At 44.8% G+C, this 14,710-nt stretch carries 13 protein-coding genes and 2 tRNA genes; 7 read left to right on the top strand and 8 right to left on the bottom strand.

Annotation, left to right across the window (positions count from 1 at the left end):
• Nucleotide 1 precedes the first annotated feature (1 nt).
• Nucleotides 2-631, top strand: a complete 630-nt coding sequence (locus ACRD7P_RS04525) for a DinB family protein (RefSeq protein ID WP_430906319.1) — start codon at nucleotides 2-4, stop codon at nucleotides 629-631.
• Between the two features lie 447 nt (nucleotides 632-1,078).
• On the opposite strand, the gene yidD is transcribed toward ACRD7P_RS04525, so the two are convergent.
• The 3 genes from yidD to folE are packed head-to-tail and all read right to left on the bottom strand — an operon-like array spanning nucleotide 1,079 to nucleotide 3,512.
• Nucleotides 1,079-1,300, bottom strand: a complete 222-nt coding sequence (gene yidD / locus ACRD7P_RS04530) for a membrane protein insertion efficiency factor YidD (RefSeq protein ID WP_430906320.1) — start codon at nucleotides 1,298-1,300, stop codon at nucleotides 1,079-1,081.
• A gap of 33 nt (nucleotides 1,301-1,333) precedes the next feature.
• Nucleotides 1,334-2,815 carry a cysteine--tRNA ligase gene (cysS, locus tag ACRD7P_RS04535; protein WP_430906321.1) on the bottom strand — a complete coding sequence of 494 codons (1,482 nt, stop codon included), beginning with the start codon at nucleotides 2,813-2,815 and terminating at the stop codon, nucleotides 1,334-1,336.
• A gap of 16 nt (nucleotides 2,816-2,831) precedes the next feature.
• The gene (folE, locus tag ACRD7P_RS04540; protein WP_430906322.1) at nucleotides 2,832-3,512 is read right to left on the bottom strand and encodes a GTP cyclohydrolase I FolE; all 681 of its coding nucleotides are present in this window, start codon (nucleotides 3,510-3,512) and stop codon (nucleotides 2,832-2,834) included.
• Nucleotides 3,513-3,770: 258 nt separating this feature from the next.
• On the opposite strand from folE, the gene ACRD7P_RS04545 reads away from it, so the two are divergent.
• Nucleotides 3,771-5,168 (top strand): T9SS type B sorting domain-containing protein, encoded by a 1,398-nt coding sequence (locus ACRD7P_RS04545; RefSeq protein ID WP_430906323.1) that lies wholly within the window; start codon nucleotides 3,771-3,773, stop codon nucleotides 5,166-5,168.
• Nucleotides 5,169-5,194: 26 nt separating this feature from the next.
• On the opposite strand, the gene ACRD7P_RS04550 is transcribed toward ACRD7P_RS04545, so the two are convergent.
• Nucleotides 5,195-6,724, bottom strand: a complete 1,530-nt coding sequence (locus ACRD7P_RS04550) for an outer membrane protein transport protein (RefSeq protein WP_430906324.1) — start codon at nucleotides 6,722-6,724, stop codon at nucleotides 5,195-5,197.
• Nucleotides 6,725-6,943: 219 nt separating this feature from the next.
• Entirely contained in the window at nucleotides 6,944-8,311 is a 1,368-nt protein-coding gene (locus ACRD7P_RS04555) for a hypothetical protein (RefSeq protein WP_430906325.1), read from the bottom strand.
• Between the two features lie 96 nt (nucleotides 8,312-8,407).
• On the opposite strand from ACRD7P_RS04555, the gene proS reads away from it, so the two are divergent.
• From proS to rpsT, 4 genes are all read left to right on the top strand, one after another.
• The gene (proS, locus tag ACRD7P_RS04560; protein WP_430906326.1) at nucleotides 8,408-9,883 is read left to right on the top strand and encodes a proline--tRNA ligase; all 1,476 of its coding nucleotides are present in this window, start codon (nucleotides 8,408-8,410) and stop codon (nucleotides 9,881-9,883) included.
• Between the two features lie 160 nt (nucleotides 9,884-10,043).
• Nucleotides 10,044-10,115: transfer RNA gene (locus ACRD7P_RS04565), tRNA-Glu, on the top strand.
• Between the two features lie 54 nt (nucleotides 10,116-10,169).
• A tRNA-Glu gene (locus tag ACRD7P_RS04570) sits at nucleotides 10,170-10,241 on the top strand.
• A gap of 51 nt (nucleotides 10,242-10,292) precedes the next feature.
• Nucleotides 10,293-10,544, top strand: coding sequence for a 30S ribosomal protein S20 (gene rpsT / locus ACRD7P_RS04575; protein ID WP_430906327.1), 252 nt, complete (start codon nucleotides 10,293-10,295; stop codon nucleotides 10,542-10,544).
• 150 nt (nucleotides 10,545-10,694) lie between these two features.
• On the opposite strand, the gene ACRD7P_RS04580 is transcribed toward rpsT, so the two are convergent.
• From ACRD7P_RS04580 to rho, 3 genes are all read right to left on the bottom strand, one after another.
• A complete protein-coding gene (locus tag ACRD7P_RS04580; RefSeq protein ID WP_430906328.1) occupies nucleotides 10,695-11,387 on the bottom strand; it encodes a hypothetical protein in 693 nt (230 codons plus the stop codon).
• Between the two features lie 46 nt (nucleotides 11,388-11,433).
• A complete protein-coding gene (locus ACRD7P_RS04585; protein ID WP_430906329.1) occupies nucleotides 11,434-12,189 on the bottom strand; it encodes a hypothetical protein in 756 nt (251 codons plus the stop codon).
• A 190-nt stretch (nucleotides 12,190-12,379) separates the two neighbouring features.
• Entirely contained in the window at nucleotides 12,380-13,978 is a 1,599-nt protein-coding gene (gene rho, locus ACRD7P_RS04590; protein ID WP_430906330.1) for a transcription termination factor Rho, read from the bottom strand.
• 191 nt (nucleotides 13,979-14,169) lie between these two features.
• On the opposite strand from rho, the gene ACRD7P_RS04595 reads away from it, so the two are divergent.
• Entirely contained in the window at nucleotides 14,170-14,580 is a 411-nt protein-coding gene (locus ACRD7P_RS04595; RefSeq protein ID WP_430906331.1) for a DUF4293 domain-containing protein, read from the top strand.
• Nucleotides 14,581-14,710: the final 130 nt, after the last annotated feature.

Below are 14,710 nucleotides of genomic sequence, written 5' to 3' on the forward strand. Positions count from 1 at the left end.
CATGATGAACATACAACAATTTTTATTCACGAGCATATTATGCGTCACAGGATTGACATCTTGCCAAACCAATGAAAAAAACGCTTCACAAACAATAGAACGTATGCCAAAGGCACTCTTATTACAACTTTCAAAAACCGAGCAAGACCCACAAATGATGTTTTACTTGGAACAATCGGTCGAAGGTACTACCGTTGACGAAGTTTTGCTAAATTCCGAACAGGTAATGTTAAACTTCATAAATGCAATTCCCGATGATAAAATGTCGTACAACTACGGATTTGGTAAATGGACAGTTGCCGAAGTATTGCAACACATTATTTCGTACGAAAAGATAATGACCGAGAGTGCTTTGAAAATAGCAGAAAAGAAAGTAGAAAATCCTTTTGGAAATTACTCGCAATCATCTACCGCAGCAGCAGGGAAAGGTACAACTAAAGAGCAAATACTCGAACGTTTTAAAGTGACAAGAAAAGAAACTATGGCCACTTTCGCTTCCTTCACTGCCGAGGAATTAAAAATAATGGGGACACATGAATGGTTTGCTGCTTCCCCCAGAACTTTGGCACTTTGCATTTCAGGCCATCAGACGCATCATTTTGATGTGATTCAAAAACGGTATTTGGATTGAAACGAGTGTGGAAGAATGAAAAATGGTATTGGCTTTCCAATACTATTCTACTCATAAAATGGATTTGTTTTCACCTATCGGTTCAAGGATGTAGGACTAGTACAGTTTACGCACAGGCGTTGGACCAGTGTTGAGCCCATTGTATACCAACCGATGAACGGGTACATCTTTGATTACAGTGGTAAAATTAAGGTGCTTTCCATTGATTGCACATACGGGTTCCGTTACCGCACGGGTCACCTTGTCCTCATTAAACTGAATTCTTCCGCGGTATCCACCGAAACCTGGCGATAGCGGTGGTTATGGAACAATTGTCATTTCGTACCATTTTAACTTTGAAACAGCACTGATAAATGGTTTTTTTGTCACGGAGCCATACCAGCAAACCCTGTAAATCATGACATTTGTAGGGTTTTAAAACGCTTTGTATGTTTTAAAAGAGACCTCTTAGGGTACAGGGTCATAACCCTTTCCGCCCCAGGGGTTGCAACTGAAAATACGTTTTGTAGCGAGCCAACCCCCTTTAAAAAGGCCATGTTTTTTGAGGGCTTCAAGCGTGTATTGGGAACAAGTGGGGGAGTAACGGCATGTCGCCGGGGTATAGGGCGAAATGGCCAATTGGTAAAAACGGACGAGCCATACGAAGGGTGCTATTAAAATTTTTTTCATAAACGGTTCGCTTTGCATGTATAGCGCCACTGGCTATAGTACGGTAAAAGTAGTACCCTCCTTGCCATCCTTGAGCTGAATGCCCAAAGCGGCCAATTGGTCCCTTATCGTATCGGAAGTGGCAAAATCTTTATTGGCACGCGCTTCCATACGCAACTGTATCAACAGTTCTACAACACCCGACAGTTGCTCGGAGTTGGCCTGGCTTTCCTCATGCAATTGGAGCCCCAAAACATCGAATACAAAAGCGTTGACGGTATCGGTCAACAACTGTTTGTCCGCAGCGGTGAGGGTCGCCTCTCCCTTTTTTATAAGGTTGATGTGTTTTACCGCCTCGAACAAATGTGCGATGAGTACCGGCGTATTAAAATCATCGTTCATTGCTGAATAGCATTGTGCTATCCAAGCGTTTACGTCAAAATCACTTTTTTCGCCGGTTTCCAGCCCTTTGATCTGGCTTACCGCTTCCATCAAACGTTGATATCCTTTTTCGGAAGCCAAAAGCGCTTCATCGCTCAGGTCCAATATACTGGTGTAGTGCGCTTGCATCATAAAAAATCGGACCACGGAAGGGGCAAAGGCCTTTGATAAAACCTTGTTTTCCCCGGAAAATATTTCTCCCGGAAGAATATTGTTTCCGGTAGACTTGGCCATTTTTTTCCCGTTCATGGTCAGCATGTTGGCGTGCATCCAATACCGGACGGGCGATTTCCCATAACTGGCTTCGGCCTGTGCAATTTCACATTCGTGGTGCGGAAATTTCAGATCCATTCCCCCTCCATGAATATCGAAGGTTTCGCCCAAATATTTTGTGCTCATTGCGGTACATTCCAAATGCCAACCCGGAAAACCGTCGCCCCAAGGTGAGGGCCATCGCATGATATGTTGTGGTTCCGCCTTTTTCCATAGGGCAAAGTCCTGTGGATTTTTTTTCTCGTCCTGAGCGTTGAGCGCCCGGGTATTGGCGATCATGTCCTCCAACTTTCTGCCGCTCAGTTTTCCATATGTAGCCTTTTCATTGAATTTGGCCACATCAAAATAGACCGAACCGTTCACCTTATAAGCATATCCTTTTGCCAGGATATCCTTTATAATTTCAATTTGTTCGATAATGTGTCCCGTAGCGGTAGGCTCGATACTTGGAGGAAGAAAGTTAAATTTTTCCAATATGGTATGAAAATCCACCGTATAGCGTTGCACCACCTCCATGGGCTCCAGCTTTTCCAGTCGGGCCTTCTTTGCAATTTTATCTTCGCCATCCTCCGCATCGTCCACCAAATGGCCGGCATCGGTAATGTTACGCACGTAACGGACCTTATACCCCAAATGGCGCAGGTACCGAAAAATCATATCAAAGGACATGAAGGTGCGGCAATTTCCCAAGTGCACGTTGCTGTATACGGTAGGGCCACAGACATACATGCCCACATACCCATCGTTCAGGGCTACAAAACGTTCTTTTTTACCGGTTAAGGAATTGTAAATGTGAAGCGGTTGATTTTGATACAAAGGCATTGTTACGAGTACGGTATTAGAAATTGGTGTCTATATTGATGTAGTCCAAAAACTCCCGTCTTACGGAATCTTCCTTGAATTTACCGCCATATTCGGCCGTAACGGTACTACTTTCGATATCGCGGATGCCGCGCGAGTTGACACACAAATGTTTCGCATCGATAACACAGGCCACGTCTTTCGTGCCCAACACCTCTTGTAGCTCCTTAACGATCTGTATGTTGAGACGTTCCTGAACCTGGGGACGTTTCGCATAATAGTCCACGATGCGGTTCATTTTGGAAAGGCCTACCACGGTTCCGTTCGAGATATAGGCAACATGGGCCCTGCCGACTATAGGGAGCAAATGGTGCTCGCAAGTAGAGTAGAGCGTAATGTTCTTTTCTACCAGCATTTCGCCGTACTGATATTTGTTATCAAAGGTGGACGCTTTTGGTTTTCTATCGGGATGGAGGCCTCCGAACAGTTCGTTCACGAACATTTTGGCGACCCGCAACGGGGTGCCCTTTAAGCTGTCGTCTTCCAGATCAAGGCCCAGGGTAAGCATTACCGCTCTTATATTTTCTTGAATACGTTCTATTTTTTCCGAATCGGTCAATACAAACGCATCCTTCCGCATGGGGGTATCCGAGGCAGACGAAAAGTGATCGTCTCCCAAAGCTTCAAATTGCTCGTCCAAGGTATCCTTGATTTTCATTACTATCGTGAATAAAAAGAATGGCAAAGATATACATAATATCACACTTTAGGACGTCCATACCGCCCAAGACTACTTAAATTCCTGTTAAGGAGTCAGGAGCGTGGCGTTCGTTTCAGAGCGTATAAAAGGTGCTTTTTTTTAAGTACGTTCTTCATTTCGTCGATAAACGGTATAAAAACCCTGTCGAGTATACTAAAACATACCAAACACCAGTTATAAGCATAGTTATAGCGATGTTAATCAGCTCCGATACCTATGCGCAACCTACTCGTTTTTGCATGTTTCCTATGTCTTGTTATTTCCGTACGCGCGCAGACTTCTGCCGACTGTAGAACGGCCATTCCCGTATGTGCCGATGCCCCCATTGACGGTCTGCTGGACGGTAGGGGGGATATCGACGATTTTGACCCGGAGGTCATCGACCGTACCGGTTGTTTGGAAAAAGGGAGCCTTGGGAACGCTAATATTGAAAACAATACGGCATGGTACGTGTTTCGGGCGGGTACCGGGGGTCAGGTCGGTTTTGATATCGAAGGGCTCAACCCAACGGCAGAACTCGATTTTGCCGTGTATGGTCCGGATGTGGATTGCGGGGCGATCAGTAGTGGTGAGGCCCAGCCCATTCGCTGTAATTTTGAAGTAAACGAAACACGTTTTACAGGGGTGGGGGTAAACCCGGAAAATGGACAAACAGGGCAACCTTCCTTGACCCAAAACCTGAATACCTATGATGAGTGGCTGGATGTAGAACCAGGGGAAATCTATTTTATTTTGATCAATAACTTCGGAAGTGTGAATTCGGACCCGGAACCTTTTATACTCACCTTTACGGGAAATTCTGTAGAAGCCGATCAGAACACCGCATTGGACTGTACCCTGCGCGACGAGTTTTTGGGACTGGATATCATCGCTTGTGAAGGCGATCCCGACATTACCTTAAGCGCATTGAATTCTCCTGCCGGACCGGACATCGTAAACGTAAGTTGGACGGTAGACTACAATGATGACGGTACCATGGACGATAACTTGTTGAGCGGACCCGATGCCACCGAACTGATCGTTTCAAGCCCGAATTCCGGGCGCTATTTTGTTACGATTGAAACCAGTTTTGGTCCGGTAATCGATGATGTTTTGATTACGTTTTATGGCGTACCCATACTCGATCGAGTTGATATTTTGGAAGATATCCTTGATGACGATACCCGAACGAACAGTGTGGCCATTTTTGCATCGGGTGATGGCGATTACGAATATTCGGTCAATGATAGTCCCTTTCAGGACGACCCGGTATTCGATAATGTGCCCGTCGGCATAAATACGGTGATCATTAACGATAAAAATGGTTGTGGGACATCGGAACCCGATGAGTTTTTAGTAGCGGGATATCCCAAATTTTTCACTCCAAATGCCGACGGCATCAATGACGAATGGTTCGTATACGGAATAGAAACATTGACCGATCCTAGCGTATTCATATTTGATCGTTACGGAAAACTATTAAAACAACTCACCCCCAACGATACTTGGGACGGTACTTTCAACGGAAGGCCCTTGCCTTCATCCGATTATTGGTTTAAGCTCGATTTTTCTAGGACCGAGAACGGTATCGTTGTGGCCCGTACCATTCAATCGCATTTTACTTTGAAGCGTTGAATACTTCCGTTTCAACTACAGGGTTGTTAAAAGTTCAAGGTATACCCCAAACTAATATTCGTGTTTACACGATCCACTATAGCCGGTGTGGTCACCCCAACATCAAATAATTGTAGATTGGTAGTTCGTTCCGCACGGCTAAAGGCCAAATCGAGTCGGCTACCACCAAAATCATAACCTAGTCCACCTGAAAATCCGGTCAGATCTCCAACGGTAGTTCCGTTGACGTAAGGACTCTGTTCGTACCGATAACCACCACGAAGGCTAAACCGTTGGATACGGTATTCCCCGCCTACTCTTACTGTTGACACTCCAGTGAGTGCTTCCGTAATCTCTGAATTTGCAGTGTTGATAAATTCAGGATTGTCTCTGCGACTGAATTTTGAGCTTGAAAAGTCTTGATAATCATAATCGACGCTGAGCAGACCGCGTTTCCCAAATATGAGGGCCATACTTGCGGTTAGTTTCCCTGGAGTTTTTAGGGTATAGGTTTCAAAAAGATTAACAGCGTTGTTAAAATTGATAAAAATGATATCGGGATTTCGCTGGGCAAAATCAGAGTTTAGTTCTTGGGAGGTATCTGCTGTAAGCCTATACCATGTAGGGGATTGATAGCTGGCCCCCAAACGAACCGTTTCGTTTATTTTTAATATGGAACCTAGGCCGAGAGAAAACCCTCCGCCATTTATTCGCAACAAATTGTCAAAAGTGGTACTTGAAATTGCTGAATCGTCGTCATACCCGCTTTCCGTAAATAAGTCAATTTGCTCGTAGAAAACATCATGAATGTTAATTGAAGCGCCTAGGTGTAGTTTTTTTTGGTACTGTGTGGCAACGTTGATTGTATATTTTGCATTATATCCAGAGGTGATTTGTGTAAAGCGTTGTGCGACTTCTGAATAAGAAGCATTACGAATATAAGTGGTATTGGTATTTTCATTTGTGACGGGATCAATTATGCCGCCTTGAAACCCTAGGAAGGTTTGTTGGTCGTCAAAGGCAAAAGGGTTATTAGGATTTGCGCCGATATCCTCATATACACGTTCAATCAATTCACCATCATCCAATACAATTTCTTCAAGAGGAAGCCCGTTTGCAAAGGCCAAAAAGTAGGAGTCGATTCCTTGGTTGCTTCGTCCCTCGACCTGGGTGCGGTCGTCAAAATTTTCCACGAGGTCATAGTTGAAGGCGATGGAAAAACGGTTCCAGTCGGCCTCATCGTCGCTATTATTGAAAACCAAAACACCACCGATTTGATTCAATTCGGAAGTGTTGAAATCGAAGTTTCTTGAAGTCCCGAAATAATTGGAGGTATTGTCCCTGTTATAATTGCTGCCGGTCATGGTAAAAAGGCCGTGATTGAAGACCGCCGATCCTGCGGGATTGTTGTTCAGGGCCGATAGGTCTCCACCCAACGCTCCGAAAGCACCGCCCATCGCTTGATAACGGGCCGTTCCCTGGAGGTTTTCCCGTGAAAAACGGAGAACGTCGTTAATGTTTTGCGCGCTGCCGATAGCACATACCAAACAGGTTATGAAAATGGATAACTTTTTCATTGCTAAATAATTTTGTATTTGTACCATTTTAACTTTGAAATAGCACTAATAAATCGTTTCTTTTTTAGTTATTCTTCGTTAAAAAGCCTGTCCCCGGCTTGAACGGGGATAGAACCGTAGCTAAGGCTATGCTTAGATTTTTTGTCTTGAATTACTAAAAGATAATTCAATTTCTATACATGCCATTTCAAAGTTAAAATGGTATGGGAATTTGGAATACTACCCTCTGCTACGTCCGCCGCTGCGGCCTCCACCGCTGCTTCTTCCGCCACCTGAAGAACGTGACGACCCACCACCGGAACTTCGGTAGCTTCCGCTGCTGCGTGAGCTGCCACCGGAACTTCGGTAACTTCCACTACTTCGTGAACTTCCTCCCGAACTTCGGTAACTTCCACTGCTCCGTGAGCTGCCACCGGAACTTCGGTAACTTCCGCTACTGCGCGAACTTCCCGTTCTGCCGTAAGAACCGCTACTGCGGGTACTGTTGCGACTTCCGCTGCCCCTGTAGGTGGAGGTCCTTGGTGTTGTAGCCCTTCCCACTCCTGTGGAAGAACCCCTTTGGTAGCCACTGCTCCGTGGAACGGTACTGCGATAGCCGTTATTACTTCTTGTTGCGCTATTGTATCGGGATGTGCCATTGTTTCTCGGTACTGCCCGGGTACTTCGGCTGCTCCGGTACGAACGGTTCTGATTGATACCGGCAGTTCTTCTGCTGCTCGAGCTGCTTCTATAGTTTCGGGAGCTTCGTCCTACGTTGCCACGGGTACTTGATGTACTTCTGTAGCGACTGCTCGCATTGGAGCGACCAGCGGTACGGTTGGAACGGCCAAGAATGTCGCTTCTGTTTCCATTGGCGGCAAGCGCCCTTGTATTGTAGTAGCCACGCCTTCCTTGGTTTACGGCAAAATTGCGTCTTCCATATCCATAGTTGTTCCATCCGTTGTAATAGCCGTACGGTGGGCACCAGGTATTGAAACCTCCCCAACCCCAGCCAAAGCCTCCGCCCCAGCCCCAGTTGTTCCATCGGTTCCAGCCCCAGCCTCCGCCCCAGCCCCAATTGTTCCATCGGTTCCAGCCCCAGCCGGCATTCCAGCCGAAGCCTCCGCCCCAGCCCCAGTTGTTCCATAGCCACGGCGATCCGAAACCTGCGCCGCCCCAGCCCCAATTGTCATAGACATTGACAGTTACGTTCTGTGGGTTGTCTCCCCATGCCGGTTGTCCGGCGTAATCGTTGTCGCTTTGGTAGTAGTCGGTCAATTGCGATTCGGCAATACTATCGTTTAAGGTATCGCTGCTGTAACCGTCCACGTCCACAAAAATGTCGTCCTCCAGCAGTTCGCCATATTGGTCGGCCTGTTGCTCAAAGTAATTTTTATAAATGTTATCTCCGTTTGTACCCTGTTGTCTTTGTTGCCGGGTATTCTGAACCGGCCTTTCAACGCCCACCTGCCTTTGGCCATTGGAGTAAATACCGTCATTATCGTAGTAAGAGGCTTGATGGTACGATCCGCAGGAAGCGGCAATTATACCGACAAAGGTTAAAAGCATGGCCTGACGAAAGCGATGGAGGGGTGGCGATTGTATCATGGTTGCAATTTTATATTGTTGAACATTTTAAAAATAGTTAGTTTTACCCAAATATTTCACGTTACTAAGCACAATATTTGTGCCAAACTATAGACTATGGGTAAAAAATTGACGAAGCGTAGTGAGGATTATTCCAAATGGTACAACGAACTGGTGGTAAAGGCCGACTTGGCCGAAAATTCCGGTGTCCGTGGCTGTATGGTGATCAAACCCTATGGTTTCGCTATCTGGGAAAAAATGCAGGCGGCGTTGGATAAAATGTTCAAGGATACGGGGCATCAGAACGCGTATTTCCCATTGTTTATTCCCAAATCCTATTTGAGCAAAGAGGCCAGTCATGTAGAGGGTTTTGCCAAGGAATGCGCCGTTGTTACCCACTACCGTTTAAAAAATGACGAAAATGGTAAGGGAATCATTGTAGATCCCGAAGCAAAATTGGAGGAGGAGCTGATCGTCAGGCCCACTTCGGAAACGATTATTTGGGATACCTATCGACGATGGATCCAATCCTATCGCGACCTGCCCCTTTTGATCAATCAATGGGCCAATGTGGTGCGATGGGAGATGCGTACCCGACTCTTTTTGCGTACCGCGGAGTTTCTCTGGCAGGAAGGCCATACGGCCCATGCTACGGAAAAAGAAGCGGTGACCGAGGCAAAATTGATTTTGGACATCTATGCCGATTTTGCCGAAGAACATATGGCGGTCCCCGTGATCAAAGGTACAAAGACCGCAAGCGAGCGTTTCGCCGGTGCCCTGGACACCTACTGTATAGAGGCCTTAATGCAGGACGGTAAAGCATTGCAGGCAGGTACTTCACATTTTTTGGGACAGAATTTTGCCAAAGCCTTCGATGTGAAGTTCGCAAACAAGGAAGGAAAACAGGAATACGTATGGGCATCCTCCTGGGGCGTTTCCACACGTTTGATGGGCGCCCTTATCATGACACATAGCGATGATAACGGTTTGGTGCTGCCACCAAAATTAGCGCCGATACAAGTTGTTATTGTCCCGATTTACAAAGGCTTGGAGCAACTGGAAGTCATATCGGAAAAAGTACTTCCTATGGTACGAACATTACAAAAAATGGGAATTTCCGTGAAGTATGATGATCGTGATACGCACAAGCCCGGTTTTAAATTTAATGAGTACGAGCTAAAGGGCGTACCGGTGCGTTTGGCCATTGGGCAACGCGATCTGGAAAACGGTACCTACGAAGTGGCGCGTAGGGACACCTTGGAAAAGGAAAGTGTTCCCGCCGATGAAGTGGTCGCCAAAATCGAATGGCTTTTGGAGGACATACAACGCAACGTCTACCAAAAAGCTTCCGACCATAGGGATGCCAATATCACCGAGGTAAGCTCATATGAGGAGTTTAAAACGGTACTGGAAACGAAAGGCGGCTTTATTTCCGCCCATTGGGACGGAACGGGAGAAACCGAGGAAAAAGTGAAGAATGAAACCAAGGCCACTATACGTTGTATTCCCTTGGAGGATGTTGCTGAAAATGGGAACTGTATGGTCACAGGAAAACCTTCGGCAGGTCGTGTGCTGTTCGCAAAGGCGTATTAAGGGATGCAGGCCGATGTATTGGAGATAAAAAGGCGACCCGTTTTTAGGGTAGGTCTACCGGATATGCGACAGAAAATGAGGGTTTCTTTAAAAAAAAATAGCTAGCAGTTGTAGTAGTAAAAAATAATTGTATTTTTGCATCCGCAATTATGCGAAAGCAGGCCCGTTCGTCTAGGGGTTAGGACGCCAGGTTTTCATCCTGGTAACAGGGGTTCGATTCCCCTACGGGCTACTAAGGTACTTTTGTTTTGGTGCCCAATTTGTTTTTTGAAGTACCAAACGTATTGGCCCGTTCGTCTAGGGGTTAGGACGCCAGGTTTTCATCCTGGTAACAGGGGTTCGATTCCCCTACGGGCTACAAGTTTTAAAGCGGTTTTGCTTTAATCGAACAAGATAATATTTAGAAGAAATGGCAAATCATAAGTCGGCATTAAAAAGAATTAGAAGAAACGAAGCGGTTCGCTTGCGCAATAGATATCAGCATAAGACCACTCGTAACGCAATCAAAAAATTGCGTGGTCTTGAGGATAAGAAAGAAGCGGAGGCGTTATTGCCAAGTGTTGTGAGCATGATCGATCGTCTGGCTAAAAGGAACATCGTACACAACAACAAAGCGGCCAACTTAAAAAGTAAGCTTGCCAAGCACGTTGCTGCGTTATAAGGCTTACACAAGGTAAAAGAAACGCCCTAACGGTTTTAAATCGTTAGGGTGTTTTTGTTTTAAAAGAGAAAGATCTAATATAGGCTCCGCAAGTGGACCAAGAAAACGTTCAACACATTTTTTCAGGAACGCTCATGGAATTATTAACCATCAACGACCGTCCATCTTCATAAATCGATTCATAGAGGCCATTTTTAGGTATCCTAGGATAAAACAGGCGTACATCATGGAAAGGGCGGCCATATGCCAAGAATATAAATTTGCCGTTCGGTAGGTGTTGTAATCATATTCCAAAAGCAGCATTGCCCAGGGGTAGAACGAATGAAAAATGATATTCCCCGCACCAAGCCAAAATAAAAGGTTTCTGCTTTTTAAAACTTTTGAACTGCCCTTTTTGACCTCGATTATATATTGAACGGAACAATATACCAGTAAACAGGAACCGATAACGATGGCAAAATTCTGAGGCCTGATCATTACATTTTGAATAAAGGGATTTACGAGACTTGCAATAACCAAAGCCACCGTTCCCCACACTATAATTTTTTTTGCCTTTTCTGATTTTACCGTCAACCAAAAAATCCTAAAAAAATAGCCGTACCAAACGACGTCAAAAATATTATAGATTATGCTATTGTATGCTTCGTATTCCTCTTGATAGATCAATTGAAAGTTTTCGAAATCCCGTATCAACGCCCCTAAAATTTCCATCAATAGCGTATAGGAAAAAAGTATGGGTAGATATTTTAGGGGCGTATCAAAGTATAATTTGTACCGCACGATGGATAACACTACCGTAATCAAATAAACGAATAGAATGTAATTTTCCTTAATAAAATCCAATTCGGTCAGTTTTCATTATGGTAGGTCGGAAATCGTTCTGGTTCGTTCAATCGTTTTTTGGAGGTGGAACCCCATTGGCCCTATTTAAGGTGAGGCTCTGCCCGTTGAAATAGGGATTCGGCGAAACCGGATTTGGAGCGAGGCTCGGTAAAAAAGAGGCGTACGCTTTGGTGCTTTCGCTCTTTGATTTCCCTATGGTCGTGTTTGTAGGGCTGAAATCGTCTTTTAGCAACACGGGCCTCAAATCGTTTGGATCGGCATCATCGATATAAAACAGAAACTCTCGGTCTCCCTTTTTTAAAGCCGGTGAAATCATAATCGAGTTTTGCCTGGGGTGTACAAATTTTTCATTGTCCGGATAGTTTGAAAAATAGAACCGTAGCGTTGAGATATCTACTTTTGCCGCGGTCGCCTGTTGCTCGATAAAAGTGATATAGTCCTTTATGGTCTTGTAATCATAATACACGTACCGGGCGACATCGAATTTTTCGTAGGCTTCGGAACGTTGCATGCTTTTGAGCGCTCCCTTGTCGGCACCTTTCTTAGGGTCTTTTTCATATTGCTCTTGATCACGTTCTTTACCTGCTCCTCGGTTTATGGAATCTTCATACCGCTGGATGAGCGGCACCCTACGTTCGGAATAGTTGTCGTAATAGCCCTTGGCATTGGCAATAGTGATAATTTGCCCTGGCGGGGGAACAGGTTTTTCTTCTTTGGGTTCTTCGGTTTTTGGCTGGCAACTTCCCAGCCCGATTAGCAGCAGTAACATAAGCGGTGCTACAGCATTTCCACGGTTTTTCATGGTTCTGGTTTTTAGAGGTTAAAATAAGATTAATGTTTCTCAACTAGGGGGAAGAGCGCATCTCTGCACGATAAAGATATTTATTTTAAGGATAACAGTACTTAAAAAAGTAATTATTCCTGAAAACAATAAATCCCGAACACCAAAATTGGAGCTCGGGATTTAAAGTATGTATTTCGCCTGATGGCGTCTATTGACTCATGGTCATTAAAAACTCTTCGTTATTACGGGTCTGTTTGATGCGTTGTTCAATGAATTCCATAGCTTCCACGGGATTCATGTCCGCCAAATACTTGCGCAAGATCCACATGCGTTGAATCGTACTTTCGTCCAATAATAGGTCGTCTCTTCGCGTGCTCGAAGAAGTAAGGTCGATGGCAGGGAATATCCTTCGGTTCGAAATTTTTCGATCCAACTGCAACTCCATGTTACCGGTACCTTTGAATTCTTCAAAAATAACTTCGTCCATTTTGGATCCGGTTTCGGTCAATGCGGTAGCGATGATGGATAACGATCCGCCGTTTTCGATATTACGGGCGGCTCCAAAGAATCGTTTTGGTTTGTGAAGCGCGTTGGCGTCGACACCACCACTCAACACCTTTCCAGATGCGGGTTGTACGGTGTTATACGCACGTGCCAATCGGGTTATGGAATCGAGCAGGATGACCACATCATGGCCACATTCCACCAGTCTTTTCGCTTTTTCCAAAACAATGTTTGCGACCCTAACGTGTTCCACTGCCTCCTTGTCGAAGGTAGAAGCTACTACTTCGCCACGTACATTACGCTGCATATCCGTTACCTCTTCGGGACGTTCGTCGATCAGCAAAATGATCTGATAAACCTCTGGGTGGTTGGCGGCTATTGCGTTGGCAATGTCTTTCAACAACATTGTCTTCCCTGTTTTGGGTTGCGATACGATCATACCACGTTGTCCTTTACCGATTGGGGAAAACAAATCCATGACACGGGTAGAGATACTGCTCTGCCGTTCGGCAATATTAAATTTTTCCTGAGGGAAAAGCGGTGTCAAATGTTCAAAGGACACCCGATCGCGAACGACCTGCGGGTCTATTCCATTGATCTTGTTTACCTTGATCAGGGGAAAATACTTTTCACCTTCTTTTGGTGGGCGCACATTTCCCAACACCGTATCACCGGTTTTTAGACCGAACAGACGGATCTGCGATTGGGAAACATAAATATCATCGGGAGAGGAAAGGTAGTTGTAATCCGAAGAACGTAGAAAGCCGTATCCGTCCTGCATGATATCCAGAACGCCTTCACTTTCAATAATGCTATCGAATTCAAATTCGGGTTCCTTATAACGGTTGCGCAAATCTTTGTCAAAATTACTCTTATCGTAATTTTGCTGCTTTTGGGGCCGTTGGGGCCTATTTTTGCTTTGGGGTTTGTGCTGTTCTTTTCGAGGGGCGTTGTGTTCCGGTTTTTTAACTTCGGTCTTTTCTTTGGTATCGTTGTTCGATTCCGTTTTTTGTGACTTTTTGTCCTGTTCCGCACGGGGTTTCGGATTCGGCCTGTTTTTATCCACCCGTTCCCTTTTTACCTTGGGCTTTGCCGGGGCCGGTTTTTTTGTTTCGGTGGCTTCCGGTTGCTTTTTGGCTGGGGCCACTTCGGCTACTTTTTTGGGGTCGGCCGCTTGCACATCTAAAATTTGATAAACAAGGTCCAGTTTTTTGAGGGATTTGTATTTGGGAACTTTTAATCCGGATGCTATTTCCTGAAGTTCAGGTAGCTTTTTAGCTTTTAAATCTGAAATTTCAAACATTAAAGTATGTGTAAATTAGTACGTGTGTTGAAAATTGTTGAAGTCTTCTGTTAATTGGATAAACTGGGGAATGAAATCCCAGAGGGTAAGTGCTTTGTCTTAACGCAACAATAATACAAATTATTTTCAACATTAAATGAATATTTTTAAAAAGACCTGTACTTTTGCGATGCTTAAAACGTTAATAGTCCATGTTGCAGAGAATTCAAACCGTATATTTACTCTTGGTACTGATCATTGCGGGCGTTTTGCCCTTTTGGTTGCACCTTTGGTCCGATGCTAGCGGTACGGAAATTTATGCAAGCAATGAAATGTTGATTTCCATTTCGTTCTATGTAATCGCCGTTTTGGCCCTTGTGGCTATCTTGTTGTTCAAGAATAGAAAAAATCAATTTGTGATAAACAGATTGAATATGATATTAAATCTTTTTTTACTAGGATTTTTCGTTTACCGATCGCTAAACTTATCTGGAGAAACCTTGGTTTCGGAGAAGGGTATTGGGATGCTGATTCCTATTATTTCTATCGTTTTTTTGGTCCTGGCCAACAGGAACATTAAAAAGGATGAGGATCTTGTAAAATCTGTGGATCGTTTGCGATAAACCTTACATCTTAGTAGTATTAGTGCGTGAGCCCAGGGGTTGTTCCCTGGGCTTTTTTTGTACCATACGCAAGGTACTCTGCATAGTAATGCCATACTCGGAGCATACCACGGTAAGGGTGCCGTCCGAC

This window comes from Maribacter sp. 2-571 (assembly GCF_050589625.1).
GTDB lineage: Bacteria > Bacteroidota > Bacteroidia > Flavobacteriales > Flavobacteriaceae > Pelagihabitans.

Bases quoted from the DNA above. Each gene is read 5' to 3' on its own strand.
- ACRD7P_RS04595 (WP_430906331.1), top strand. From the start codon at position 14,170: ATGTTGCAGAGAATTCAAACCGTATATTTACTCTTGGTACTGATCATT.
- cysS (WP_430906321.1), bottom strand. From the start codon at position 2,815: ATGCCTTTGTATCAAAATCAACCGCTTCACATTTACAATTCCTTAACC.
- ACRD7P_RS04585 (WP_430906329.1), bottom strand. From the start codon at position 12,189: ATGAAAAACCGTGGAAATGCTGTAGCACCGCTTATGTTACTGCTGCTA.
- proS (WP_430906326.1), top strand. From the start codon at position 8,408: ATGGGTAAAAAATTGACGAAGCGTAGTGAGGATTATTCCAAATGGTAC.
- rho (WP_430906330.1), bottom strand. From the start codon at position 13,978: ATGTTTGAAATTTCAGATTTAAAAGCTAAAAAGCTACCTGAACTTCAG.
- ACRD7P_RS04545 (WP_430906323.1), top strand. From the start codon at position 3,771: ATGCGCAACCTACTCGTTTTTGCATGTTTCCTATGTCTTGTTATTTCC.
- ACRD7P_RS04525 (WP_430906319.1), top strand. From the start codon at position 2: ATGATGAACATACAACAATTTTTATTCACGAGCATATTATGCGTCACA.
- ACRD7P_RS04555 (WP_430906325.1), bottom strand. From the start codon at position 8,311: ATGATACAATCGCCACCCCTCCATCGCTTTCGTCAGGCCATGCTTTTA.
- yidD (WP_430906320.1), bottom strand. From the start codon at position 1,300: ATGAAAAAAATTTTAATAGCACCCTTCGTATGGCTCGTCCGTTTTTAC.
- ACRD7P_RS04550 (WP_430906324.1), bottom strand. From the start codon at position 6,724: ATGAAAAAGTTATCCATTTTCATAACCTGTTTGGTATGTGCTATCGGC.
- rpsT (WP_430906327.1), top strand. From the start codon at position 10,293: ATGGCAAATCATAAGTCGGCATTAAAAAGAATTAGAAGAAACGAAGCG.
- folE (WP_430906322.1), bottom strand. From the start codon at position 3,512: ATGAAAATCAAGGATACCTTGGACGAGCAATTTGAAGCTTTGGGAGAC.